Origin of the sequence: Streptomyces sp. NBC_01261 (assembly GCF_036226385.1) — a bacterium.
Lineage (GTDB): Bacteria > Actinomycetota > Actinomycetes > Streptomycetales > Streptomycetaceae > Streptomyces.
In genome coordinates, this window is the sequence record NZ_CP108463.1 from 3,690,072 (window position 1) to 3,715,034 (window position 24,963).

Genomic DNA, 24,963 nt, shown 5'->3' on the forward strand with positions numbered 1-24,963 from the left:
GTCGACGCGGTGGGGGTACCTCCCGGCCGAAGGCTGGGGGACGTCGACGACCGACGACAACGCCGCTGGGGGTCCCCCCACGTCTTTAGGACAGTGGGGGAGGGCGTGCCAGACCCCACGTCTGCGGCAGGATCCGCCGGACAGGTCCTAGCCGCCGAGTACGACGGTCTCGGCCGCGTCGAACTCCACCCCGACCGTGTCCCCGACCTCCGGCGCCTCCCGCAGCGCACAGGCCGCCTCCAGACGCGGCGCGTCCTCCGGCTGGAGCTGTACGGCGACATGCGTGCCCTTGAAGGTGCGGGCGGCGACCGTGCAGCGCAGGCCCTCGTCGGCGGGCAACAGGCGTACGCCCGCGGGGCGCACGAGGAGTGTGCGGGTGCCCTGAGGGGCGTCCTCGGGGACCGGGACCTTGCCCCAGGGGGTGTCGGCGGCTCCTCCTACGACCGTGGCCTCGACCACGTTGTCGAAACCGAGGAAGCGGGCCACGAACTCGTCGGCGGGGTGCTGCCAGACCTCAAGCGGGCTACCGGACTGGGCGATCCGTCCGTCCCGCATCACCACGACCCGGTCGGCCAGCGCGAACGCCTCGCCCTGGTCGTGCGTGACCGCGAGCACGGTCGTGCCCAACGCGCCGAAGAGCTCCCGGAGTTCGACGACCAGCCGCTCCCGCAGCGACCGGTCGAGCTGACCGAGCGGTTCGTCGAGCATCAGGAGCCGCGGCCGGGGCGCCAACGCCCGGGCGAGCGCGACCCGTTGCTGCTCACCGCCGGACAGCCCGGCGACGGCACGGCGGGCGGCACCCGGCAGCCCGACGAGGTCGAGCAACTCGCGCACCCGAACGTCCTGTTGCTGCCTGGACGCTCCGTGCATGCGCAGGCCGAAGGCCACGTTTCCGGCCACGTCCCGCTGCGGGAACAGCTGATGGTCCTGGAACATCAGACCCACCCCCCGCTTGTGCGCGGGCACCCCGGACTGGTCACGCTCGTCGAGCAACACCCGCCCGGAGTCCAGGGGTTGCAGCCCGGCGACCGCACGCAGCAGCGTGGACTTGCCGCTGCCGCTGGGCCCGAGCACACACACGATCTCGTGCTCCACGACCCCCAGGTCGACAGCGTCCAACACCGGGCGCCCGCCGAACCGTACGGTCGCGTCCTCAAGGCTCAGCAGCATGGTCGGCGGCGTGTTCGGCGGCATCTAGAACTCCCCCGTCCGGTCGGTGCGCAGCCGCTCAAGGACCAGCAGGGCCACCGCGCACACCACCATCAGAATCGTCGAAAGGGCCATCGCCTGGCCGTAGTTGAGATCACCGGGCCGGGACAGCAGCCGGGCCACCGCGACCGGCAGCGTGGGGTTGTCGGGCCGCGCGATGAACACGGTCGCCCCGAACTCCCCCAACGACACCGCGAACGCGAACCCGGCGGCGATCAGCAACGCCCGCCGTACCAGCGGCAGATCGACCTCGCGCCAGACCCGCCACGGCGACGCCCCGAGCACGGCCGCCGCCTCCCTCAGCCGCCCGTCCACCGCCCGCAGCACGGGCAGCATCGTCCGTACGACGAAGGGGACGCCCACCAGCGCCTGCGCGAGCGGCACCAGGATCCATGAACTCCGCAGATCCACCGGGGGTTTGTCGAGCGAGATCAGGAACCCGAAGCCGACCGTCACCGCGGACACCCCGAGCGGCAGCATCAGCAGCGCGTCGAAGCCCCGCACCAGCCGCCCGGCGTCGCGCCGGGTGAGGGCCGCGGCGGCGAGACCGCCGATCACCACGGCGATGGCGGTGGCGGCGACGGCGTACTCCAGCGAGTTGCCGATCGCGCCGATCGGCGGGACCAGGAAGGTGCCGCCGTCGTCGTGGGTCAGCGCCCGGTAGTAGCCGAAGTCCGGTGTGTCCAGCGACCGTTGGACCAGCACGGCGAGCGGCAGCAGAAGCAGCACGGCGATGGACGCGACGACTCCGGCCAGCAGGGTCCACTGGCCGGCCCCACGCGGGCGCCGTGCGGTCACCGACGGGTCCACGAGCCGCAGGACGCTCTCCCGGCGTCGTACGGTCCAGGCGTGGACGGCGAGGATCGCGCCGACCGCGACGAACTGGACGATCGTGAGCACGGCCGCCGTGGACAGGTCGAAGACCTCTGACGTCTGGCGGTAGATCTCGACTTCGAGGGTCGAGAAGGTCGGGCCGCCGAGGATCTGGACCACGCCGAAGGACGTGAAGGTGAAGAGGAAGACCATCAGCGCGGCGGCGGCCACGGCGGGCCCGAGCGCGGGCAGCGTCACCTTGCGCCAGGCCCGGAGCCGGGAGGCGCCGAGCATCCGCGCCGCCTCCTCCTGCCGCGGGTCGAGCTGCGCCCAGAGGCCGCCCACCGTCCGTACGACGACCGCGTAGTTGAAGAAGACGTGCGCGAGCAGGATGGCCCACACGGTGGTGTCCAGCCGTACGCCCCACAGGTCGTCCAGGAGTCCGCCCCGGCCGACGAGCGCGAGGAAGGCCGTACCGACGACGACCGTCGGCAGCACGAAGGGGACCGTCACGACGGCCCGCAGGACATGTCTGCCCGGGAAGTCGAAGCGCGCGAAGACATACGCGCCGGGGAGCGCGATCAGCAGCGTGAGCGCGGTGGACGCGAGCGCCTGCCAGGTGGTGAACCACAGGACGTGCCGGATGTCGGACTGGACCAGCACGTCCCCGATACGGCCCAACTGCCAGGCGCCGTCGACCTTGAGGCCGCGCGCGACGATCGCGGCGACGGGGTAGGCGAAGAACACCGCGAAGAACGCGACGGGCAGGGCCATGAGGCCGAGCCGTGTCGCGTTGCCCCTGTTCTTGAGGGACTTTCGCGGGGCCGCCTCCGCTACTTCAGTACGAGCGAGGTCCACGACTTGACCCACTGGTCCCGGTCGGCGGCGATCTTCGCGGGCGCCATGGTCTCGGGGTCCGAGGCCTGGCGGCCGTACTTCACGAACTCCTGCGGCACCTGGGCGCCTTCGATCACCGGGTAGACGAACATGTTGAGCGGCATGTCCCGCTGGAACTCCTCGGTCAGCAGGAAGTCGAGGAACGCCTTGCCGCCCCTGGTGTTCCGGGCGTTGCTGAGCAGGCCCGCGTACTCGGTCTGCCGGAAGCAGGTGCCGTACGACACCCCGGTGGGCGCGGTGGTCGGCTTCGGGTCGGCGTAGATCACCTCGGCGGGCGGCGAGGAGGCGTACGAGACGACGAGGGGCCGGTCACCGCCCGCCTTCTTGCCCCCGGCGGAACCGGAGAACTCCTGGTCGTAGGCCTGCTCCCAGCCGTCGACGACCTTGACGCCGTTGGCCTTGAGCTTCTTCCAGTAGCCCTGCCAGCCGTCGTCGCCGTACTGGGCGGCGCTGCCGAGCAGGAAGCCGAGGCCGGGCGAGGAGGTGCCCGCGTTCTCGGTGACGAGGAGGTTCTTGTACTCGGGCTTGACCAGATCCGCGAAGGAGGTCGGCGGGGTCAGCTTGTGCTTGCTGAAGTAGGCCTTGTCGTAGTTGACGCAGATGTCGCCGGTGTCGATGGGCGTGACCCGGTGCCTGGTCTGGTCGACGCGGTACTCGGGCTTGACGAGGTCGGAGCCCTTCGCGTCGTAGGACTGGAAGAGGCCGTTGTCGAGCGCGCGGGAGAGCAGGGTGTTGTCGACGCCGAAGAAGACGTCGCCCTGGGGGTTGTCCTTGGTCAGGATCGCCTTGTTGACGGCCTGGCCGGCGTCGCCGTCCTTGAGGACCTTGACCGTGTAGCCGGACCGCTTCTCGAAGTCCTTGAGGACGCTCTTCGAGACGGCCCACGAGTCGTGGCTGACGAGGGTGACGGTCTTGGAGTCGCCGCCGCTGCCGCTGTCGGACGAGCCGCACGCGGAGAGCGTGAGCAACCCGAGGCCGACGGCCGCGGCCACGAACGTCTTGGTGTGGTGCACGGTTGTTTTCCTCCTGGGGTGTCCAGGAAGAGACGCGGCCCCGCCCACAGGACGTGGGCAGGGCGCAACAGCAAGAGTGGTGACCGAACTTCCTACCCAGAATGACCTGGGCGAGGTTCAGAGGGTCTGCGGACAATCCCGCACTCTCAGCGCTGTGGCGCTCCCCTGTCGGAATATGAAGATGTACCTACGCCCGTCAGCCTACCGCTCGGTCGCGGCGAGCTGACCGCACGCTCCGTCGATCTCCTGGCCCCGGGTGTCCCGGACGGTGACCGGCACCCCGTGGGCCGCGATGGCCTCGACGAACGCCTTCTCGTCCTCGGGGCGGGAGGCGGTCCACTTCGAGCCAGGCGTCGGGTTCAGCGGGATCAGGTTGACGTGCACGGGCTTGCCCTTGAGGAGGCGGCCGAGCCGGTCGCCGCGCCACGCCTGGTCGTTGATGTCGCGGATCAGCGCGTACTCGATGGACAGCCGGCGCCCCGACTTCGCCGCGTACTCCCAGCCCGCGTCGAGGACCTCGCGCACCTTCCACCGCGTGTTCACGGGGACCAGGGTGTCGCGGAGGTCGTCGTCAGGAGCGTGCAGCGAGATCGCGAGGCGGCACTTGAAGCCCTCGTCGGAGAAGCGGTGGATCGCCGGGACCAGCCCGACCGTCGAGACGGTGATCCCACGCTGCGAGAGGCCGAGGCCGTCCGGCTCGGGATCGGTGAGGGCACGGATCGACTGGACGACCCGCTTGTAGTTGGCGAGGGGTTCGCCCATCCCCATGAAGACGATGTTGGAGAGCCGCGCGGGACCACCGGGGATCTCCCCGTCCCGCAACGCCCGCATCCCGTCGACGATCTGGTGCACGATCTCACCGGTCGACAGATTGCGGTCCAGGCCGGCCTGTCCGGTCGCACAGAACGGGCAGTTCATACCGCACCCCGCCTGGGAGCTGATGCACATGGTGACCCGGTCCGGGTACCGCATCAGCACCGACTCGACGAGCGTCCCGTCGAACAGCCGCCACAGCGTCTTGCGGGTGGTCTCCTGGTCGGTCGACAGATGCCGTACGACGGTCATCAGCTCAGGAAGCAGCGCTTCCTGCAGCTTGGCGCGCGAACCGGCGGGGATGTCGGTCCACTCCGCCGGGTCGTGCGCGAGGCGCGCGAAGTAGTGCTGCGAGAGCTGCTTGGCGCGAAACGGCTTCTCCCCGACCGCGGCGACGACTTCCTTGCGCTCGGCGGGCGTGAGATCGGCAAGGTGCCGCGGCGGCTTCTGGGCTCCGCGGGGGGCGACGAATGTGAGTTCTCCGGGCTTAGGCATGGCCCTACCAGTGTCGCAGACATACGAAGAGGGACTCGCCGCCCTGTGGACAACGAGCCCCTCGTACGCAAAGCCGCAGGTCAGACCAGTCTTCAGCCGGATCCGACGAACAGCACCAGCAGCAGCCAGACCACCGGAGCCGTAGGCAGCAACGAGTCCAAGCGGTCCATGATGCCGCCGTGACCCGGCAGCAGCGTGCCCATGTCCTTGATGCCCAGGTCGCGCTTGATCATCGACTCGCCGAGGTCGCCCAGCGTGGCGCTGGCCGCGACCGCGAGGCCCAGGATCAGGCCCTGCCACCAGCTGCCGTCGTCGATCAGGAACTGCATGCACAGCGCGCCCGCGACCATCGCGAAGGACACCGCCCCGAACAGGCCCTCGCGGGTCTTCCCGGGGCTGATGCGCGGGGCGAGCTTGTGCGTGCCGAAGCGCCAGCCGATGGCGTACGCCCCGGTGTCGCTGACCACGGTCAGCAGCAGGAACGTCAGGACCCGCCAGGCGCCGTCGTCGGCGGTGAGCATCAGGGCGACGAACGTGGCCAGGAACGGCACGTAGAACGCCGCGAAGACGCCCGCCGTGACGTCCTTGAGGTAGCCCTCCGGCGGCTCCGTCATGCGCCAGACGAGGACGGCGAGCGCCGTGAGCGCCATGGCGACCCAGGCTCCCTCGGGACCCCGGACGTAACCGGCGACGACCATCGCGGCACCGCCGACCGACAGGGGCACGAGGGGCGCCTTAATGCCCTTGCGCTCCTGCAGCCGGGAGGTGAGCTCCCACAGGCCGACCACGACGGCGACCGCTATCACTCCGACGAACGCGGCCTTCACCACGAAGAGAGACGCGATGATCACCACGGCCAGCCCGACGCCGACCCCTATGGCCGCACCCAGGTCCCGGCCCGCGCTCTTCTTCTGCGGGGCGGGCGCCGGTGGCGGGACGTCGGGCATGGGCTCCGGATTCTGCGGCACCGCCCCGTAGGGCTGCGCCGGCGGCATGTGGGTCGGCTGCGTCCGCGGGTCGTACGGCTGCGGCTGCCGTACGTCGTACGGCGGTTGCTGCGTCTCGTCGCGGAACAAGGGGCCGCTCAGCCGAGCGGCCCCCCGGTCGTCATCCTGGTGTCCGCCGTGTGCGGGCTCGTCGGGCACGATGGGCATGGGGCGAGTCTGCTGCGCCTCAGGCGCATCGTACGTGGGACCCGCCGGGTCAGCCCCCTGGACAGGCCCCTGGTCGGACGGCCCCCAGTACCCGGCTTGTGGCGGTGCCCCCCAGGAAGAGTCGTTCATCAGACCTCTAGCAGCTCCGCTTCCTTGTGCTTGAGGAGTTCGTCCACCTGGGCGACGTACTTCGCCGTGGTGTCGTCGAGCTCCTTCTCCGCACGACGGACCTCGTCCTCGCCGGACTCCTTGTCCTTGACGAGCTTGTCCAGGGCGTCCTTGGCCTTGCGGCGGACGGCGCGGATGGACACCTTGGAGTCCTCGGCCTTGGCCCGGGCGACCTTGATGTAGTCCTTGCGGCGCTCCTCGGTCAGCTCGGGGAACGTCACACGGATGATGTTGCCGTCGTTGCTGGGATTCACACCCAGGTCCGAGTCGCGGATCGCCTGTTCGATGTTCCGCAGCGCGGTCTTGTCGAACGGGGTCACCACGGCCATGCGCGGCTCCGGCACGGAGAACGAAGCCAGCTGGTTGATCGGCGTCAGCGCTCCGTAGTAGTCCGCCACGATCTTGTTGAACATCGCCGGGTGCGCACGGCCGGTGCGGATCGCGGCGAAGTCCTCCTTGGCGACCACGACGGCCTTCTCCATCTTCTCCTCGGCCTCGAGGAGGGTCTCTTCGATCACCACTTGCTCCTGCGTGTCTTGAGTAGGCCCGGCTGCTGTGCTGTGTCGGCGTCGGCGGCCGGCTGCGTCGCGTCTTCTTCCTGCACGGTTCCCGACCGGCAGGACATTGTCCATCCCCCGGTCAGGGTCATCAGCCCTGGCTGCCTTGGTCACCCACAAGCGTGCCGATCTTCTCACCCTTGACGGCGCGGGCGATATTGCCCTCCGCCAGAAGCTCGAAGACCAGGATCGGAAGCTTGTTGTCGCGGCACAGCGTGATGGCGGTCATGTCCGCGACCTTGAGGTCCTGGGTGATGACCTCGCCGTAGCTGAGCGAGTCGAACTTGACGGCTTCGGAGTTCGTCTTCGGGTCGGAGTCATAGACCCCGTCCACGCCGTTCTTGCCCATCAGCAGCGCCTCGGCGTTGATCTCCAGGGCGCGCTGGGCGGCGGTGGTGTCGGTGGAGAAGTAGGGCATGCCCATACCGGCGCCGAAGATGACCACGCGGCCCTTCTCCAGGTGGCGCACGGCGCGCAGCGGGATGTACGGCTCGGCGACCTGGCCCATGGTGATGGCGGTCTGGACGCGGCTGTCGATGCCCTCCTTCTCCAGGAAGTCCTGGAGGGCGAGGCAGTTCATCACCGTGCCGAGCATGCCCATGTAGTCGGAGCGGGCCCGGTCCATGCCGCGCTGCTGGAGTTCGGCGCCGCGGAAGAAGTTGCCGCCGCCGATGACGACGGCGACCTCCGCGCCGTCCCGGACGACGGCCGCGATCTCACGGGCGATCTTGTGCACCACGTCGGGGTCCACGCCCAGGCCGCCGCCTCCGGAGAACGCCTCTCCGGACAGCTTCAGCATGAACCGGCCGCGTACCTTGCCGTCGTCGCTCTTCTGGGGCTTGGTGGTCATGGAGTTCTCGCCTCTTCAACGTGGTCGCACATACGAAGAAGGCCACTGCCGGTGGGGTGTCTGTCGCATCCCATGCTCGGCAATGGCCTCCTCGTCAGATCTGCTGTCGTCCGCCACGCGCGCGTGCGCGGCGGCGTACCGGGCCGACTTCTGACGACCCTAGCGGGATTCCGCCGGGCGTCGCGCGTCGATCGCGGTACGGACTCAGATGCCGACCTTGATGCGCGTGAAGCGCTTCAGGGTGACACCCGCCTCGTCCAGAACCTTCTGGACGGACTTCTTGGGGTCGAGCGCGTACGGCTGACCGAGCAGCGTCGCGTCCTTGAAGAAGCCGTTGACGCGACCCTCGACGATCTTGGAGATCGCGGCCTCGGGCTTGCCCTCGGCGCGGGTGACCTCCTCGGCGATGCGTCGCTCGGACTCGACGACCTCGGCCGGCACGTCGTCCTTGGCCAGGTACTTCGGCGCGAAGGCGGCGATGTGCTGGGCGACACCGCGAGCGACCTCGGCGTTCGGCTTGTCCAGCTCGACGAGGACACCGATCTGCGGGGGCAGGTCGGGCATCGTGCGGTGCATGTACGCGGAGACGTAGCCGTCGGTGTACTGGGCGAAGCGGTCCAGGACGATCTTCTCGCCCAGGTTCGCGTTGGCCTCGTCGACGAACGCCTGGACCGTCTTGCCGGACTCGATCTCGGACGCGAGGAGCGCCGCGATGTCGGCCGGAGAGGTGGCGGCGACGTGCTGGGCGATCTGGTTGGCGACGGCCTGGAACTTCTCGCCCTTGGCGACGAAGTCCGTCTCGCACTTCAGCTCGACCAGGACACCGGAGGTGTTGTCGTCGGCGATGACGGAGACCACGGCGCCGTTCTCGGCGGAGCGGCCCTCGCGCTTGGCGACGCCCTTCTGGCCCTTGATGCGGAGCGCCTCGACGGCCTTCTCGACGTTGCCGTCGGCCTCGTCCAGCGCCTTCTTGCAGTCCATCATGCCGGCGCCGGTGAGCTCGCGGAGCTTCTTGACGTCGGCGGCGGTGTAGTTCGCCATGATCTGTGAATCTCTTCTCGGAGTTCGAAGTCTCGAAGTCGGCGGCGGCCGCGGATAGCGCGGGCTTCCGCCAAGGATCTACGGGCTACGAAGATCTAGGGGCTGTGGATGAACGGCGGGTGGCGCGGTCCGCACCACCCGCCGTCCTTCTGTCAGCCCTTTGGCCCGGAAGGTCAGGCCTGCTCGGCCTCGACGGCCGGAGCGGCCTCGACCTCGGCGACCGGAGCGGCCTCGGCGGCGGGGGCCTCGACCTCGGCGGCGGCCTCAGTCGCCTCAGCGGCGGGAACCTCGTCGGCCTGCTCGGCGTCGGCGACCTTCTCCGTCTCGGCGGAGGTCTGCACCTCGGCCTCGGCGGCGGGAGCCTCGTCGGCCTTCTTCTCACCTTCGAGCAGGTCGCGCTCCCACGCGGCGAGCGGCTCGCCGGCGGCCTTGTCACCCTTGGCCTCGGCGGCGACACCGGAGCGGCTGATGAGGCCCTCGGCGACGGCGTCGGCGATCACGCGGGTGAGCAGGGTGACGGAGCGGATCGCGTCGTCGTTGCCCGGGATCTTGTAGTCGACCTCGTCGGGGTCGCAGTTCGTGTCGAGGATGGCGACGACCGGGATGTTGAGCTTCCGGGCCTCACCGACCGCGATGTGTTCCTTCTTGGTGTCCACGATCCAGACGGCGCTGGGAACCTTGGACATCTCGCGGATACCACCGAGGGTCTTCTCCAGCTTGGCCTTCTCGCGCGAGAGCACGAGAAGCTCCTTCTTGGTGAGACCGGACGCGGCGACGTCCTCGAAGTCGATCTGCTCCAGCTCCTTGAGGCGCTGCAGACGCTTGTAGACGGTGGAGAAGTTGGTGAGCATGCCGCCCAGCCAGCGCTGGTTGACGTAGGGCATGCCGACGCGGGTGGCCTGCTCGGCGATGGCCTCCTGCGCCTGCTTCTTCGTACCGACGAACATGACCGTGCCGCCGTGGGCGACGGTCTCCTTGACGAACTCGTAGGCGCGGTCGATGTACGACAGCGACTGGAGCAGGTCGATGATGTAGATGCCGTTGCGCTCCGTGAAGATGAAGCGCTTCATCTTCGGGTTCCAACGACGGGTCTGGTGACCGAAGTGGACGCCGCTTTCCAGCAGCTCCCGCATCGTGACGACGGCCATGGCCGTTCTCCTTGATTTACTCGGTTGTGCCGCGAGCACCGGACGGCACTCGCGCCTGACGCCCACGTGCGCGTGCCCAGAGGACCGAGGAGCGCTGACACCGGTTTCGTCTTGCGACGGAGGACCAGATGCCGGGGCGTGCGAAGTCGACCCGGTGACCCGGATCGCCAAAGGAAGTGTACGGGACCCGCAAGGCACCGGGTGACGCCGTTGTCCACAACCCCTCGCCGGTCCACAGGTCCCGGCCATGATCAGCCCGGGTACGGCACGGTTTGTGCCATGCGGATGCGACGAGATGACCGAACTGCGCGTAGTGGCCTCGCCTTACTACTGGCCCTCCTCTTGACCCTGCTCACCTGCACGGCCCGAGCAAGCGACACCCCTCCCCCGGCCCCCGGGGCCCCCGCCCCTTCCGTACCGGCGATCGCGCGTACCTGGCCGGTCGGCTCACACCCCTTGGTCCTACGAGGCTGGGAGCCCCCGGCGACCGTCTACGGCCGCGGCCACCGAGGGGTGGACCTGGCGACCCCGGCCGGCGCCCAGTTACGAGCGGTGGCACCGGGCCGGGTGTCCTTCGCGGGCCGGGTGGCGGGAAGAGGGGTGGTCGCGGTCGAACTGACCGGCACGGACTTACGCACGACGTACGAGCCGGTGACCGCGACCGTGAAGAAGGGCGACGAGGTCACAGCGGGCCAGGTGGTAGGCACCGTGGAAATCGCCGGCTCCCACTGCGCGACGACGTGCGTGCACTGGGGCTTGCTGAGAGGGGAGGTGTATCTGAACCCGCTGGAGCTACTGCCCCCATGGCTGCTGAGCAGGGGCCCATCCCGCCTGTTGCCGGTCCTGTGACCCGCTTCTTATAGGGGCGCGGGGAACTGCGCGCCCGGCCCCACTGGCCCGCAGTCACAACTCAACCCAGAACCCCCCGCAAAGCCATACTCACCGCAGCCTCGACAATCACCGAGGGATCCTCGGCGGCCCCCAGCTCAATCCGCCGCACAGCCGCGTCAACAACCCCCTGAACCAACATCGCCGCCAGCCGAGGCTCCCCATGCCCCATATCCCCGAGCGCGGAGACGATCATCGCCACCAACCCCCCGTGCGCGGCCCGAATCTTCTCCCGAGCCCCCGCGTCCAACTCACTCGCGGAGATGGCGACGACAGCCCGATGCCGCCGATCCCCGACCAACGCGAGCTGCTGCCGCACATACGCCTCGACCTTGCCCTCCGCCGAGTCCGCCCGCTCCATCGCCGCCGACACATCCGCCGCCCAGACGGGAAAGTCGACCTCGCACAGTTCCTCGACGACAGCGGCCCGGGAGCGGAAGTACTCGTACACGGACGACCGCGCGAGCCCCGTCCGCTCGGCCAGGGCCGGGAACGTCAGCGCCTCCGTCCCGCCCTCGGACAGCAGGGAACGAGCCGCGTCCAGCAGGGCGGCTCGCTGCATCGACCGGTGCTCGGCCACGGAGGCCGCTCGAATCCTTGGCACGTCAACCACTCTACGGACGGCGCACGCCGGGCGGGAGTGACCCAGGCCGTGCAGGGCAATGCAGGCACGATTCTGCGAGGTCGAGAAGGCCGGACGGCTTTCGCTCAACGGCCGAAACTCGCCAGTTTGGCACGTAGCTGCAGCACGGACTTGGTGTGGATCTGGCTGACCCGACTCTCGGTCACTCCGAGCACGTTGCCGATCTCGGCGAGGGTGAGGCCCTCGTAGTAGTACAGCGTGACGACGGTCTTCTCCCGCTCGGGCAACGTGTTGATCGCCCGCGCCAGGAACCGCCGCAGCTCCCGCCCCTCGGCCACCTCCACCGGGTTGTCGGCGGCGGTGTCCTCCAGGGTGTCCATCAGGCTCAGCCGGTCGCCGCCCTCGCCGCCCGCGTGCAGCAACTCCTCCAGGGCGACCACGTTCGCCAGCGACAACTGGCTGAAGACGGCGTGGAGTTCCTCCACCGCGATGCCCATCTCGGCGGCCACCTCGCCCTCGCTGGGGGTGCGCCTCAGCCGCGCCTCCAGCGTGGCGTACGCCCGCTCGACGTTCCGCGCCTTCTGCCGTACCGAGCGCGGGATCCAGTCCAGCGCGCGCAGTTCGTCGATCATCGCGCCCCGGATGCGGGTGATCGCGTACGTCTCGAACTTGATCTCCCGCTCGATGTCGAACTTCTCGATCGCGTCGATCAGTCCGAACACCCCCGACGACACGAAGTCCGCCTGTTCCACATTGGGCGGCAGCCCGACGCTCACCCGGCCCGCGACGTACTTCACGAGCGGCGAGTAGTGCAGGATCAGCTGCTCACGCAGCCGCTCGTCGCCCGTCGTCTTGTACGACCGCCACAGCTCGTCGAGCGTCGAGGGAGCGGGCGGCCGGACGCTGCCACCGTCGCGGGCGGCTGGGGGGATCGCCGCCCGGTCGGACCCGGAGGTGTGCTGGGGCATTCGTCGCCTTGTGCCGTTCTGCTGTGAAGTGGGAGTACCTGGGTGAGCTGTCGGAGTGATGGGGAGATGCCAGTCCGTGCCGGAATCCCCGTGAGCGTAGCGTGACTGGAGTGTCGCGGTGTGCGAAGGGCAGGGCTCGGACCGGGCACGGACGCGTTCGACGGGGTGCCGGAACGGGTCACCCCGATCGCTCTGCGTGATCATCGGAATGCGCCAACTGCGGGAATTCCCAAGGGTGTCGGGGTTCCCCCGGACGGCCGAACACACTCGGTCAACGGCGCCCCCGATCGGGCCGGACCGAGATCATCGCCTGGCGTGTCAACTTCCAGCCGTCGCCGTGTCGTTCGACGTAACCAAGTGCTCGGAGTTCGTACAGTCTCGCGATCGCGTCGTCCTCCGTGGTCTGCGCACCGCACGCGATCTCCCGTGGTGGCGCCGCCCTGTTGCCGGGCAGTGCGGCGAGGATGCGCCGGGCGGCCGGCTCCAACAGGTCGCGCGGGAGCACCGGTCCACGCCGGTCCGGGGCCAGTTCGCCCATACCGCCGACCAGTTCGACGATTTCCGCCGCGTCGGTGACCAGCACCGCGTCCCCGCGCAGGAGTTCGTGCACCCCGGCGGACAGCGCACTTGTGGCCGGCCCGGGCACTCCTATCGTGTGCCGCCCCAAACGCTGTGCGGCCCGTGCCGTGACGAGGGACCCGCTCCGGTACGCGGCCTCGACCACCACGGTGCCCCGCGTCAGCGCGGCGATCACCCGGTTCCGGAGGATGAACCTGCTCGGCGTCGGGTGCTCACCGGGCGGCAACTCGCCCACCACGAGCCCCTGTTCGGCGATCCTGCGGATCAACTCGGCGTGCCCGCGCGGGTAGGGCCGGTCCACGCCGCACGCGAGCACGGCGACCGTGACGCCGGTCGCGCCGAGGGCGCCGCGATGAGCGGCACCGTCGACTCCGTAGGCGCCACCGGACACGACCACCCAGCCGCGTTCGGCCAGCCCGGCGGCGAGGGTGGCGGCCATGTGCGCGCCGTATTCGGTGCAGGCGCGGGCGCCGACGACGGCGACCGACTTGAGGGCCCATGTCCGCAGGTTGGACCGCCCGCGCACCCACAGTCCGATGGGCCGCGCGTCCCCGAGATCGTCGAGCTGGGCGGGCCACTCGACATCACCGGGACACACGAACCGGACGCCGGCATCCTGCGCGACGGCCAAGTCCCGCCCGGGCTCGACCAGTCCGGCCCGTGCGCACAACCCGGCCCACCGCTTGTCGGTCACCCCGGTGAGCTGCGGCCCTCCGTTCCGCAGCCGCCGGGCGACCTCCACGGCCCCCAACTCCCGGATCCACCGGCCGCCGACCTCGTCACCGGGTTCGACGACCCGGGCCAGGAAGACGCGGGCAAGCAGGTCGTCGCCCGCGTCTTGGGTCCCGGTCCGGTCATCAGAGCCGGTCGCATCGTCGGCCCCGGCCCGGCCATGGGTCCCGACCCGGTCATCGGCACGGCCGCGGCGATCGACCCCGGTCGCGCGACTGATCCCGATCCAGGCATCGGCCCCGCTGGATTCACCGGTGCCGGTCGTGCCATCGGTCCTGGCCCGGTCATCCGCCCCGCCAGCGCCATCAACCCCGACCCGATCAGGACTCCCGGCCCAGCCATCGACCCCGCTCAATTCACCGGTCCCGACCCGGTCATCCGCCCCGCCAGCGCCATCAGCCCCAGCTCGATCAGGACTTCCAGCCCGGCCATCGGCACCCATCCGGCCGTCGGCCCCGGCCACGCCATCGATCCGCGCCCGGCCATCCGGACCGCCAGCGCCATCAACCCCAACCCGATCAGGACTCCCGGCCCGGCCATCGGCCCCCATCCAGTCGTCGGCCCCGGCCACGCCATCGATCCGCGCCCGGCCATCGGCCCGGCCAGCGCCATCAGCCCCAGCCCCAGCCCCAGCCCCAGCCCCAGCCCCAGCCCCAGCCCGATTATGATTCCCTGCCCAACCACCGCCCCCCGTCAGGTCATTGACCCCGCCCATGTCATCAGCCCTGCCCATGTCACCGGCCCGGGTCATGTCATCGCCCCGGGTCATGTCATCGCCCCGATGGCCATCGGCACGCCTCGCGGTACGCCCGTGCGCAGTTGGAGTGCGAGGGCGACATCGGTCGCGCCGGGGCGGTCGTGGCCGACGAGGTCCGCGACCGTCCAGGCCACGCGCAGCACCCGGTCGAGCCCGCGTGCGGTGAGCGCACCGCGCTCCAGAGTGCGCTCGGCCTCGTCCATCGCCCCGCGCTCGGCGTGCCAGCGGCTGCGCAGTTCGCGGCCGGGCACCTCGCTGTTGGTGCGCCAGGGTGTGTCCGCGAGCCGCGCCGCCGCCCGTTCCCTGGCCGCCCGCACCCGGTCCGCGACCGTCGCCGTGGACTCGCCCCGCGAACCGCGCCCGGTGAGCTGGTCCCGCGTGACGCGGTCGACCTCCACGCGCAGGTCCACCCGGTCGAGCAGCGGCCCGGAGAGCCTGGCCTGGTACCGCCGGATCGACATCGGCGCGCACTCGCACAGGTCGTCGGTCTGTGAGAAACGGCCGCACGGACAGGGGTTGGCAGCCAGCACCATCAGGAACCTCGCCGGGAACCGGACAACGCCCGCACTGCGCGCGATCACCACATGCCCGGCCTCAAGCGGCTGCCGTAGCGCATCGAGTGCCTGGCCGCTGAACTCGGGTGTCTCGTCGAGGAACAGGACGCCTCGATGGGACAGCGACACCGCCCCGGGCCTCGCGATCCCCTGCCCGCCCCCGACGAGTGCCTGCATCGTGGCCGAGTGGTGCGGGGCGCAGTAGGGAGCGACGTCGATCAGGGGCTTGCCCGGGGGCAGCAGGCCCGCGACCGAGTGGACCGCCGTGACTTCCAGGGACTCCTGCCGGCCGAGCCGGGGCAGGACGGCGGGCAGCCGCTCCGCGAGCATCGTCTTCCCGGCGCCCGGTGGGCCTTCGAGGAACAGGTGATGGCCGCCGGCCGCCGAGACCTCCACCGCCGTCCGCGCCGAGAACTGGCCGACGACATCGGCGAGATCGTGCCCCGGGTCGTGCTGGGACGCTCCCATGCTGTGCATCCCGGTGGCAGCTCCCGTGCCGGGCATGCGCAGCCCGGCGAGCAGCGGGTCCGGGCGCCCCAGCTCGTCCGGATCCTCGTCGGGTACGGGTTCGTCGGCGAGCACGGCGATCAGCTGCCGCAGGGTGCGGACGCCCAGGACGGACACCCCGGGCACGAGGGACGCCTCGGCGGCGGCGCACTCCGGGACGACGACCTGTTCGTATCCGGAATCGGCCGCGGCCAGCACGGCGGGCAGGATGCCCCGGACCGGCCGGACCCGTCCGTCCAGGCCGAGTTCGCCGATCATCACGATGTCGGCGAGCACCCGCGGATCGATCCGCTCGGCCGCACCGAGGACGGCCGCCGCCACGGCGAGGTCGAACCCGCTGCCACTCTTCGGCACCGACGCCGGACTGAGCCCGACGGTCAGTTTCTTCTGCGGCCAGGGCGCGCCCGAGTTGACGACCGCGGCCCGCACCCGGTCCTTGCTCTCCGTCAGGCTCTTGTCGGGCAGTCCCACCAGCGTGAACGCGGCGACGCCCGGTTCGAGGTCGGCCTGGACCTCGACCACCACACCCTCGACACCCACCAGCGCCACCGAACACGTTCGAGCGAACCCCATCTCAGGCCACCCCCCGAGCGTGCTCGACCACGGCCCTGCCGCGCCGGGGCAGGACGACTCCCACCAGGTCGATGCGGACCCCTCCCGGCGGGGCTCCGCCGTGCACGTGGATCCACCGGGCGGCGAGGCCTCGTAGGCGCTCCGCCTTCTTGGGTGTGACGGCGGCCATCGGGTGCTGGAAGGCGCCCGTCCGCCGGGTCTTGACCTCGCAGACCACCAGGACGTCGCCGTCCCGCGCCACGATGTCGATCTCGCCGGTCCTGCCACAGCGCCAGTTGCGCTCCAGGACCGTCATCCCTGCGGCGACCAGCCGTCGTGCGGCCAGTGTCTCGCCGTACTCGCCGAGTGCACTGCGTGCGTTCATGTCGGCACCACCTCCGGCACCAACCGTCACGCGGAACGGTCCACCAAGTGGATCTTGGTGGACCGTTCGGTGATTGTGGAGAACTCCGTCACCCACGCGGGTGAAATCCACCCCGCGGGCATCCGCCGTCAGCCGCCCGGCAGCTCCAGGTCGCTCTTGTTCAGCTCCTCGATGTTCACGTCCTTGAACGTGAGCACGCGGACCTGTTTGACGAAGCGAGCCGGTCGATACATGTCCCACACCCAGGCATCCGCCATGGACACCTCGAAGAACACCTCGCCCTGGACCGAGTGCACCTGCATCTCGTAGTCGTTGGTGAGGTAGAAGCGCCGTTCGGTCTCGATCACATATTTGAACAGACCGACGACATCTCGGTACTCCCGGTAGAGCTTCAGCTCCATCTCGGTCTCGTACTTTTCGAGGTCCTCGGCGCTCATGGCATGTTCCCCTTCACCCGTGCGATCCCACCATTGTGCGCCAGTCCCGTAAGCCCCTAGACGATTTCGGTGTCGAGGGTCACGGGCCCGGCCGGGGGACCTTCGTCGAGCAGCCTGCGGAGCAGCTCGGCGAGTCTGGTCGGATACACCGTCTCATGCGCCCGGTCCAGTTCCCGGCACGTCCACCAACGCGCTCCGGAGACGCTGCGGCGCTCCAGCTCGGTGAGGGCCGTGGCGCCGGGCACGCCCTCGGCCGTGGTGGACGTCCTGGCCAGGAAGTACCACTCGTCCTGGTCCCAGCGGCGGCCCGCGAACGGGAAGGAACACGTCCGCGTCCACAGCACCGGCCCGAGTTCGACCTGGGTGATGCCGGTCTCCTCGGCGAGTTCCCGTAGGGCCGCCTCCTCGTGGGTCTCGTCGCCCTCCAGGCCGCCGCCCGGGGTGAACCACCAGTCGTCGGCGGGATCGTCCGGCTCGTGGCCGTGGAGCAGCAGGATGCGGTCCTCCGGGTCGAGCAGGACGACCCGGGCGACCTTGCGCAGACCGCCCTCGTACGAGTCGCCGTACGCGCCCTCCTCGGTGGCCTCAGCGGGCACCGGCGGGCTCCGTCCGGGTGCGGGCGCGGCGGCCGGCCGCCAGCTTGGCGATCGGGCCGTAGGCGCCGCCGCCGAGGACGAGAACCCCGCCCGCGACGATCACGGCGAGGATCGTGCCCAGCGGGCCGGGGTGGGAGAGGCTGCCGAGCGGCTCGAAGCCGGTGGGGCGCTCCAGCATGCCCTTCATGGGCCAGACGACGGCGTCCACGCGGGCGCTCACGGCGCTGGTCGCGACGGTGCCGCCAGCGACGTCCGTGAGGTGGGCGCTGGAGTCCAGGGACCCCTGACGTTCGTCGCCGAGGAGGAAGAGGCGGCCCTTGGGGACCTTCACCGTGGGGATCGTCTTGTCCTCGGCCGCGCCGCCCTTGAGGTAGTCCTCGGCGATCTGCTTGCCGTTGACGACCAGCTTGCCGTTCGTGCAGCAGGAGACGGTGTCCCCGCCGACGGCGACCACCCGCTTGACCACGGGCGCGTTCGTCACCCAGGTCTTGTCCGTGAAGACCACGACGTCACCGCGGCGCACCTCGTCGCCGTCGACCCGCTGGGCCAGCACCCGGTCGCCCGCGTCGATCGTCGGCGTCATCGAACTGGTCGGCACCGTGTACGGCCGGTAGACCACCGCTCCCCAGCCGAAGCCTCCGAGGAACAGCACAAGGCCCAGCGCGACGGCCAGTCCGGACAACCGCTGTCCGGTCCGGCTGCCCACCGGGCCCTTGCCTGTGCCACCGCCGGTACGCGGGGCCGTACGTGTTGCGCTCTCGCCACCCATGGGTCCGCACCCTACCCGGCGGTACCGAGGGTGGTCAGCCCTTCCTCCGGGACCGAGGTCACAAGCTCTACAAGGCCTTTACTCGTCCTTGCCCGACCGCTTGCGACGCCACAGGGCCAACGGCAGGACACCGACGAGGGCGAGGCCCTGCGGAGCGGCCGTCAGCAGACGGGAGGCGGAGGCCTGGGTGTTGATGCCCGCCTGGTCGAAGGTGTCCGGGATCGGCAGCGTGTCCCAGCGGTTGATGGGCCAGGCCTTGACGATCGCGCGGCCGACGACGTCCTTGACCGGGACCATGCCGTGGTGCTTGTCGGACTGGTTGTAGCGCGAGTCCCGCGAGTTCTGCCGGTGGTCGCCCATCACCCAGATGTCGCCCTTGGGGACCTTGACGGTGAACTGGCCGCCCTGGTCGTCGTTGGTGCACGGGGTGTTGCCGGGGTAGACGTACGGCTCATTCAGCGCCTTGCCGTTGACCGTCAGCGGGCCCGTGCCGCTGCAGGAGATGGTGTCGCCGCCGACGCCGATGACCCGCTTGATGAGGTCCTTCTCCTGCGCGGACGGCATCAGACCGATCCAGCTGAGCACCTTCTGCAGGGCGTTGGGGTTCGCCGCCGGCTCGCCCGCCAGCCAGTCGTCCGGGTCGTGGAAGACGACGACCTCACCGCGCTCGGGCTCGGAGCCGAACCACGGGGTGAGCTTGTCGACCAGGACGCGGTCACCCTGCTGGAGGGTGTTCTGCATCGAGTCCGAGGGGATCGAGAACGCCTGCACCAGGAACGTCTTGATCAGCAGCGCGAGGACGAGCGCGATGACGACGAGGATCGGCAGCTCCTTCCAGAAGGAGCGCGGCTTCCTCGGCTGCGGGGTCGGGTCGCCCGGCCCCTGCTCCTCGGTGCGGGTCGCGTCGCCCGGCGCCGTACCGTCCTCGTCGGCTCCGGAGTCACTCCCGGAGGTCACGGCGCTGTCCGCGACCGGGTCGGGTGCTTCCACGGGACGTCCGTGGTGCTCCTCGCCGTCGTGTCCGGACCGTGCGCCAACCGCCACATCCCCCACGCCAACTCCTTACTCTGTGCCGCCGCCTGCCCCATCCTCGGCGCAGGCCCACCACTCCCATAACGAGCGGGAGTTCCGCAGGGCTCGGGAGTTGGACCGATCCGTTCGGATCGACCGGGGCAACCCTATGCGACAGTTCGGGACCGGCGGTCGTCCCCGACACGGAGTTGGAAACCGATGCGAAGGTTTTAGGTTCGTTCAGGCTGGTCCAGTGGCCCATCGGCCAGGCGATCACCTTCGCCCGCCCGACCACCGAACTGAGCGCGACCGTGCCTCCGTAGCTCGTGTTCTGGTGTGCGCGGGAGTCCGCCGAGTTGCCCCGGTGGTCGCCCATCACCCACAACCGCCCCTTGGGGACGGTGATGTCGAACGCCGTTTCGGACGGTGCGTTCCCGGGATACAGGTAGTCGGCCTCGGTCAGGGGAACGCCGTTGACGGTCACCCGCCCTTCCGAGTCACAGCACTTGACGTGGTCACCGCCGACGCCGATGACCCGCTTGATGAGGTCCTTCTCGTTGTCGGACGGCAGCAGGCCGATGAACTGGAGGCCTTCCTTGACCTGCTTGACGACGACGGGGTCGTTCTTCTTGGTGGTCTCCTCGTCCCCCAGCCAGCCGCCCGGGTCGTGGAAGACGACGACGTCACCGCGCTTGGGCTCGGAGCCGAACCACGGGGTGAACTTGTCGACCAGGACACGGTCGCCGATCCGGATCGTCTGCTCCATGGAGCCCGACGGGATCACGAACGCCTGGAGGAGGAAGGTCTTCAGCACGAGGGCTATGAGGACCGCGACACCGACCAGGAGGGGTATCTCCCGGACGGCGGAGCGCCGTCGGCGCCGCTTGACCTTGCGCTGGAGCTTGCGCCGCTCGGCCCGGCTGCGGCCGGCTGCCCCGGCCGGGGGAGACGCGCCCGCGCCCGCGCGCCGGAAGCCCGTCGGCAGCAGGTTCTCGTTCCCGAAGGAGCCGCCCGGCGGCGTCGCGCCGCGCGGTCTGCCGCGGTTACCCATGGGCGCCGTCCCCGACGGGTACGCGCGCGTAGGCGCCGGGCCGGACGAGGTGGGTCCAGTGCCCGGCGGGCCAGACGATCCAGTCGGCTCGCCCGATGACGTCACCAACAGGAATCATGCCTCCGCCCGGATCGCCCAGGTGGTCCCGGGAGTCACTTGAGTCGCCGCGGTGGTCACCGAGGACGAACAGCGCGCCGTCGGGCACGACCACGTCGAAGGCCACGGTGGACGGAGCGTCCCCGGGGTACAGGAACGCCGTCTCGTCGACCGACCGCCCGTTCACCTCAAGCCTCCCCTTCTCGTCGCAGCAGAGCACGTGGTCTCCCCCCACACCCACAACGCGCTTGATGTAGTCGGCGTCCCCGAAATAGCCGGTTCCGTCGAACACGACGATGTCGCCGCGCTGCGGATGGGCACCGAAACGGTACGCCAACTTATTTACGAGAACGCGGTCGCCGATCCTCAATCCGGATTCCATGGATCCGCTGGGAATTTGGAAAGGCTGCAGCAAGAAGGTGTTGAGCAGCAGCAGAAACACCAGACAGACCAGGGCAGTCAGGGTGATCCGGCCACCGGGCAGCCACTCGATGGCCCGTGACGCCAACGCGAAACGCGACCGGTCCTCCGGCCCTCCGGTGTCCGAGGTGTCCTCGGAGTCGGAAGGGCGGGAGGAGCGGTCGCGCTCCGTGTGCTGTGCTTCGGTGTCCATCGGAGCCAGATGTTATCCGGCCCCGATATGAACCCCGTATCAAGCTCAGTTGTCGCGCTTCTCCTTGATCTTCGCGGCCTTGCCGCGCAGGTCACGGAGGTAGTACAGCTTCGCGCGACGGACGTCACCGCGGGTCACGAGCTCGATCTTCTCGACGATCGGGGTGTGCACCGGGAAGGTGCGCTCGACGCCGACGGAGAACGAGACCTTGCGGACCGTGAAGGTCTCACGGACACCGGCGCCCTGGCGACGGATGACTACGCCCTTGAACTGCTGCACACGGGAGCGGTTGCCCTCGATGACGCGGACGTGGACGTTGACGGTGTCACCCGGGCGGAAGGCCGGGATGTCGGTGCGCAGCGAGGCGCCGTCGACGATGTCGAGCAGGTGGGACATTTCGTCTGCTTTCTTCATCGATGCCACAGGTCACCGACGGGAGTTGGGTGAAGGGAAGGATGCTGTCCGTGTCGGGGCGGGCGTCATGTCCCCCTGTGGCAGGGGCGCACGCCGGACGACGCACAACAGCGACCTATTCTTCCACGCCGTCCGGCCTGCGCCAAAATCGGCCGTACGGCTCCCCCGCCGGGTCCGGTGACCAGCCCAGGATCGAGAGCATCTCGCGGTCCTTCTTGTCGAAGGTCCTGGGCTCGCAGCGCTCGATCAGGTCGGGCCGGTGGGCGGACGTGCGCTTGAGCGCCTCGTCGCGCCGCCAGCGGGCGATCTTGCCGTGGTGGCCGCTGAGCAGCACGTCCGGGATCCCCTGGCCGCGCCACTGGGGCGGCTTGGTGTAGATCGGCCCCTCCAGGAGGTTGGCCATGGCACCGGGCGCGAAGGAGTCGTCGCGGTGGGACTCGGCGTTGCCCAGGACACCCGGCAGCAGCCGTGCCACGGCCTCCGTGACGACCAGGACGGCCGCCTCACCGCCGGCGAGCACGTAGTCGCCGATGGACACCTCGTAGACCGGCATCCGGGTCGCGTACTCGTCGATGACCCGCCGGTCGATGCCTTCGTAGCGGGCGGGCGTGAAGACCAGCCAGGGCCGCTCGGAGAGTTCCACGGCGAGTTCCTGGGTGAAGGGCCGGCCGCTGGGCGTGGGCACGATGAGCGCCGGCGCGCCGGAGCCCGTCTCGTAGCCGTCGGCCAGGACGGAGTCCAGGGCGTCGCCCCAGGGCTCGGTCTTCATGACCATGCCGGGGCCGCCGCCGTAGGGGGTGTCGTCGACCGTGTTGTGGCGGTCGTACGTCCAGGAGCGCAGATCATGCACGTGCACATTCAGCTGTCCACGCGCGCGTGCCTTGCCGACCAGGGAGACGTTCAGCGGTTCGAGGTACTCGGGGAAGATCGTGACGACGTCGAGCCTCATGCGTCGGCGTCCTCTGCGGACTCTTCCCGACTGGACACGATCTCCGCCTGGTCGTCGATCAGCCCGGGCGGCGGGTCGACGACCGCGCGCTGCTCCTCCAGGTCGATCTCGACGACGATCGACTCGACGAACGGGATCATCACCTCGCTGCCGTCGGGCCGCTCCACGATGAAGAGGTCCTGGGAGGGCAGGTGCGAGATCTCGGTGATCCGGCCGATCTCCTCGCCGTCCTTGGTGACGACGTCGAGGTCCATCAACTGGTGGTCGTAGTACTCGTCCTCCTCCTCGGGCAGCTCCTCGGGATCGATCTCGGCGATCAGGAGGGTGTTGCGCAGGGCCTCGGCGCCGGTGCGGTCGCTGACGCCCTCGAAGCGCAGGAGGAGGCGGCCGCTGTGGACGCGGCCCGTCTCGATGGTCAGGGGGCCGGTGGAGGCGGGTTCGGTGGCCAGGACGGCGCCGGGCGCGAGCCTGAGCTCCGGCTCGTCGGTGCGTACCTCGACGGTGACCTCGCCCTTGATGCCATGGGCGCGGCCGATCCGTGCGACTACCAGTTGCACGTGTCCACATCTCCTGTTTCATGCAGATCGGGCCGGGGACGGCCAGTGGCCCTCCCCGGCCCGAGCCGGTGTGCGATAAACGTCAGCGGACGTGGTCCACGTCGACAAGGTCGACGCGGACACCTCGGCCGCCGATGGCGCCCACGACGGTGCGCAGAGCGCGAGCGGTACGGCCGTTGCGACCGATCACCTTGCCGAGGTCGTCGGGGTGCACCCGGACCTCCAGCACGCGCCCGCGACGCAGGTCGCGCGAGGCGACCTGCACATCGTCAGGGTTGTCGACGATGCCCTTCACGAGGTGCTCGAGAGCCTCCTCGAGCATGCTCAGGCCTCGGTCGACTCGGACTCGGCCGCGGCCTCGTCCTTCTTGTCAGCCTTCTTCTTCTGGGTGATGGCCTCACCCTTGCTCGCGTCGTCGCCACCGAGGGCGTCGAACACGGGACGCGCGGCCTTCGGCGCGGCCACGAGCAGCGGAGCCGGGGCCGGCAGGCCCTTGAACTTCTGCCAGTCACCGGTGAGCTTCAGGATGGCGAGCACGGGCTCGGTCGGCTGCGCGCCGACACTCAGCCAGTACTGCGCGCGGTCGGTGTCGACCTCGATGCGCGAGGGGTTCTGCACCGGGTGGTACAGACCGATCTCCTCGATGGCCCGGCCATCACGGCGGGTACGGGAGTCGGCGACGACGATGCGGTAGTGAGGCGAACGGATCTTGCCCAGACGCTTCAGCTTGATCTTGACTGCCACGGGAGTGGGTTCTCCTGGATTTGACGTGAATTGGGCACGGCGGGACGGCCGCGTGGGGTTGCGGTACCCGAGTGCCCGATGGACGCGTCAGCCGGAGGCGAGAGGGTTCCTGTGCGGCTGTCGAGTACAGCTAGCCATTGTGCCACACCCCGGCGGTCCGCCCGACCGGGGAGCATGCCCCCGCATGCCCCCGCCCACGCGGAAGCGACACCCGGCGCCGGGAGGTGACCGGCGCGGGTGTGCGCAACCCGACCCGCGGGATGCGGCTGCCACGAGCAGCCGCGTCCTCAGGCCGCGCCCACGACCTCCGGGATGCGGAAGGGCTTGCCGCAGCCTCCGCACACGATCGGCGCCTGGGCCAGCACCGACGGGACGACCCGTACGTTACGACCGCAGTCGCACACCGCCTTGACGCGGACGCCGCCACCGGACGAGCCGTGACGGGCGGCCGGGCCGCGGAAGGTACGGGAGGTGTCCGCCGAGGTGGCGACGGTGTGGGCCTTGAGCGCGCGCTGGAGGCGCTCGATCGTCGGCCGGTAGCGCCGCTTCGCCTCGGGGTTGAGCTGGACCAGCGAGAAACCGCTGCTGGGATGCGGTTCGTCGGGGTGGTCCAGGCCCAGCTCCTCGGCGATCGCCAGGAATCTGCGGTTGTGGTAGCGGCCGGCACGGGACGTGTCACGCACGCCGCGCGAAGCGGCGATGCCATGGACTGCCTCATGCAGCAGTCGCTCGAAGGAGAGCTCGTGTCCGCAGGCGGACGACGACTCTCCGATCAGGGACTCGGGCGCGGCCAGATCGGGCAGTTCGGGGTGGTACCGCTGAATATCGGCCCACGCCTCTGCCAGCTCTGCGGCGAGAACAGGTGGTGTCTGTGTCGTGCTCACGTAATGACAACGAGCCGGAGTGCCCCTGTGTTCCGATTCCGGGGCATCCCAAATAATTTGCACGTACCCGTCAGTTGCCGCTGATGCGTCCGGAGGAGGGCGGGTGCGCTGATCTGCGGAGAAGCCTCGCAGCTCAGCACAAGGTGGTGCGTAGGCCCACGTACGACCCGGCGTGTAGA

Annotated in this window: 28 protein-coding genes; 1 reads left to right on the forward strand and 27 read right to left on the reverse strand. The window is 69.8% G+C overall.

The window, feature by feature from the left end:
- Positions 1–147 precede the first annotated feature (147 nt).
- The 9 genes from OG226_RS15735 to rpsB form a co-directional block, all read right to left on the reverse strand.
- Positions 148–1,194, reverse strand: coding sequence for an ABC transporter ATP-binding protein (locus OG226_RS15735; protein WP_328678369.1), 1,047 nt, complete (start codon positions 1,192–1,194; stop codon positions 148–150).
- Entirely contained in the window at positions 1,195–2,796 is a 1,602-nt protein-coding gene (locus OG226_RS15740; protein ID WP_328686321.1) for an ABC transporter permease, read from the reverse strand.
- 59 nt (positions 2,797–2,855) lie between these two features.
- Positions 2,856–3,932: a thiamine ABC transporter substrate-binding protein gene (locus OG226_RS15745; RefSeq protein ID WP_328678370.1), complete on the reverse strand. Its 1,077-nt coding sequence runs from the start codon at positions 3,930–3,932 to the stop codon at positions 2,856–2,858.
- Positions 3,933–4,133: 201 nt separating this feature from the next.
- Entirely contained in the window at positions 4,134–5,240 is a 1,107-nt protein-coding gene (gene rlmN / locus OG226_RS15750) for a 23S rRNA (adenine(2503)-C(2))-methyltransferase RlmN (RefSeq protein WP_328678371.1), read from the reverse strand.
- Between the two features lie 92 nt (positions 5,241–5,332).
- Positions 5,333–6,523, reverse strand: a complete 1,191-nt coding sequence (locus OG226_RS15755) for a phosphatidate cytidylyltransferase (RefSeq protein WP_329349273.1) — start codon at positions 6,521–6,523, stop codon at positions 5,333–5,335.
- Positions 6,523–7,080, reverse strand: a complete 558-nt coding sequence (gene frr / locus OG226_RS15760; protein ID WP_318019085.1) for a ribosome recycling factor — start codon at positions 7,078–7,080, stop codon at positions 6,523–6,525. The genes OG226_RS15755 and frr overlap by 1 nt, the downstream gene beginning before the upstream one ends.
- 130 nt (positions 7,081–7,210) lie before the next feature.
- Entirely contained in the window at positions 7,211–7,969 is a 759-nt protein-coding gene (gene pyrH, locus OG226_RS15765) for a UMP kinase (protein ID WP_033282640.1), read from the reverse strand.
- A 204-nt stretch (positions 7,970–8,173) separates the two neighbouring features.
- Entirely contained in the window at positions 8,174–9,010 is an 837-nt protein-coding gene (gene tsf / locus OG226_RS15770; RefSeq protein WP_328678379.1) for a translation elongation factor Ts, read from the reverse strand.
- Between the two features lie 173 nt (positions 9,011–9,183).
- The gene (gene rpsB / locus OG226_RS15775) at positions 9,184–10,158 is read right to left on the reverse strand and encodes a 30S ribosomal protein S2 (protein WP_328678381.1); all 975 of its coding nucleotides are present in this window, start codon (positions 10,156–10,158) and stop codon (positions 9,184–9,186) included.
- A gap of 285 nt (positions 10,159–10,443) precedes the next feature.
- On the opposite strand from rpsB, the gene OG226_RS15780 reads away from it, so the two are divergent.
- Positions 10,444–11,007 carry a peptidoglycan DD-metalloendopeptidase family protein gene (locus tag OG226_RS15780; RefSeq protein WP_443066995.1) on the forward strand — a complete coding sequence of 188 codons (564 nt, stop codon included), beginning with the start codon at positions 10,444–10,446 and terminating at the stop codon, positions 11,005–11,007.
- A gap of 61 nt (positions 11,008–11,068) precedes the next feature.
- Here the strand turns inward: OG226_RS15780 and OG226_RS15785 are convergent, their stop codons facing one another.
- From OG226_RS15785 to OG226_RS15870, 18 genes are all read right to left on the reverse strand, one after another.
- Complete coding sequence (locus OG226_RS15785; protein WP_329353401.1) at positions 11,069–11,626, reverse strand: TetR/AcrR family transcriptional regulator; 558 nt, start codon at positions 11,624–11,626, stop codon at positions 11,069–11,071.
- Positions 11,627–11,754: 128 nt separating this feature from the next.
- Positions 11,755–12,597, reverse strand: coding sequence for an RNA polymerase sigma factor WhiG (gene whiG, locus OG226_RS15790; RefSeq protein ID WP_019058710.1), 843 nt, complete (start codon positions 12,595–12,597; stop codon positions 11,755–11,757).
- A 271-nt stretch (positions 12,598–12,868) separates the two neighbouring features.
- Positions 12,869–13,999, reverse strand: coding sequence for a DNA-processing protein DprA (gene dprA / locus OG226_RS15795; RefSeq protein WP_328686323.1), 1,131 nt, complete (start codon positions 13,997–13,999; stop codon positions 12,869–12,871).
- A 260-nt stretch (positions 14,000–14,259) separates the two neighbouring features.
- Positions 14,260–14,448 carry a hypothetical protein gene (locus OG226_RS15800; protein WP_328678387.1) on the reverse strand — a complete coding sequence of 63 codons (189 nt, stop codon included), beginning with the start codon at positions 14,446–14,448 and terminating at the stop codon, positions 14,260–14,262.
- Positions 14,449–14,673: 225 nt separating this feature from the next.
- Positions 14,674–16,299 carry a YifB family Mg chelatase-like AAA ATPase gene (locus OG226_RS15805; protein WP_329349275.1) on the reverse strand — a complete coding sequence of 542 codons (1,626 nt, stop codon included), beginning with the start codon at positions 16,297–16,299 and terminating at the stop codon, positions 14,674–14,676.
- A 1-nt stretch (position 16,300) separates the two neighbouring features.
- Complete coding sequence (locus OG226_RS15810; protein WP_328678498.1) at positions 16,301–16,663, reverse strand: YraN family protein; 363 nt, start codon at positions 16,661–16,663, stop codon at positions 16,301–16,303.
- A gap of 128 nt (positions 16,664–16,791) precedes the next feature.
- Positions 16,792–17,100: a DUF2469 domain-containing protein gene (locus tag OG226_RS15815; RefSeq protein WP_003965949.1), complete on the reverse strand. Its 309-nt coding sequence runs from the start codon at positions 17,098–17,100 to the stop codon at positions 16,792–16,794.
- 56 nt (positions 17,101–17,156) lie between these two features.
- Positions 17,157–17,696, reverse strand: coding sequence for an NUDIX hydrolase (locus OG226_RS15820; protein WP_329349276.1), 540 nt, complete (start codon positions 17,694–17,696; stop codon positions 17,157–17,159).
- Positions 17,686–18,465 (reverse strand): signal peptidase I, encoded by a 780-nt coding sequence (gene lepB, locus OG226_RS15825; protein WP_328678502.1) that lies wholly within the window; start codon positions 18,463–18,465, stop codon positions 17,686–17,688. The genes OG226_RS15820 and lepB (OG226_RS15825) overlap by 11 nt, the downstream gene beginning before the upstream one ends.
- 78 nt (positions 18,466–18,543) lie before the next feature.
- The gene (lepB, locus tag OG226_RS15830) at positions 18,544–19,518 is read right to left on the reverse strand and encodes a signal peptidase I (RefSeq protein ID WP_329349277.1); all 975 of its coding nucleotides are present in this window, start codon (positions 19,516–19,518) and stop codon (positions 18,544–18,546) included.
- Positions 19,406–20,527, reverse strand: coding sequence for a signal peptidase I (gene lepB, locus OG226_RS15835; RefSeq protein ID WP_329349278.1), 1,122 nt, complete (start codon positions 20,525–20,527; stop codon positions 19,406–19,408). The genes lepB (OG226_RS15830) and lepB (OG226_RS15835) overlap by 113 nt, the downstream gene beginning before the upstream one ends.
- Positions 20,520–21,236, reverse strand: coding sequence for a signal peptidase I (gene lepB, locus OG226_RS15840; RefSeq protein WP_329349279.1), 717 nt, complete (start codon positions 21,234–21,236; stop codon positions 20,520–20,522). The genes lepB (OG226_RS15835) and lepB (OG226_RS15840) overlap by 8 nt, the downstream gene beginning before the upstream one ends.
- Before the next feature lie 45 nt (positions 21,237–21,281).
- Entirely contained in the window at positions 21,282–21,632 is a 351-nt protein-coding gene (gene rplS, locus OG226_RS15845) for a 50S ribosomal protein L19 (protein ID WP_019058701.1), read from the reverse strand.
- A 133-nt stretch (positions 21,633–21,765) separates the two neighbouring features.
- Positions 21,766–22,599 carry a tRNA (guanosine(37)-N1)-methyltransferase TrmD gene (gene trmD, locus OG226_RS15850; RefSeq protein ID WP_329349280.1) on the reverse strand — a complete coding sequence of 278 codons (834 nt, stop codon included), beginning with the start codon at positions 22,597–22,599 and terminating at the stop codon, positions 21,766–21,768.
- Complete coding sequence (gene rimM / locus OG226_RS15855; RefSeq protein WP_329349281.1) at positions 22,596–23,156, reverse strand: ribosome maturation factor RimM; 561 nt, start codon at positions 23,154–23,156, stop codon at positions 22,596–22,598. The genes trmD and rimM overlap by 4 nt, the downstream gene beginning before the upstream one ends.
- 82 nt (positions 23,157–23,238) lie before the next feature.
- On the reverse strand, positions 23,239–23,478 hold the full coding sequence (locus OG226_RS15860; RefSeq protein ID WP_005479813.1) for an RNA-binding protein: 240 nt from the start codon (positions 23,476–23,478) through the stop codon (positions 23,239–23,241).
- A 2-nt stretch (positions 23,479–23,480) separates the two neighbouring features.
- The gene (gene rpsP, locus OG226_RS15865) at positions 23,481–23,900 is read right to left on the reverse strand and encodes a 30S ribosomal protein S16 (RefSeq protein ID WP_328678514.1); all 420 of its coding nucleotides are present in this window, start codon (positions 23,898–23,900) and stop codon (positions 23,481–23,483) included.
- A 287-nt stretch (positions 23,901–24,187) separates the two neighbouring features.
- Entirely contained in the window at positions 24,188–24,784 is a 597-nt protein-coding gene (locus OG226_RS15870) for a hypothetical protein (RefSeq protein WP_019058697.1), read from the reverse strand.
- Positions 24,785–24,963 lie beyond the last annotated feature (179 nt).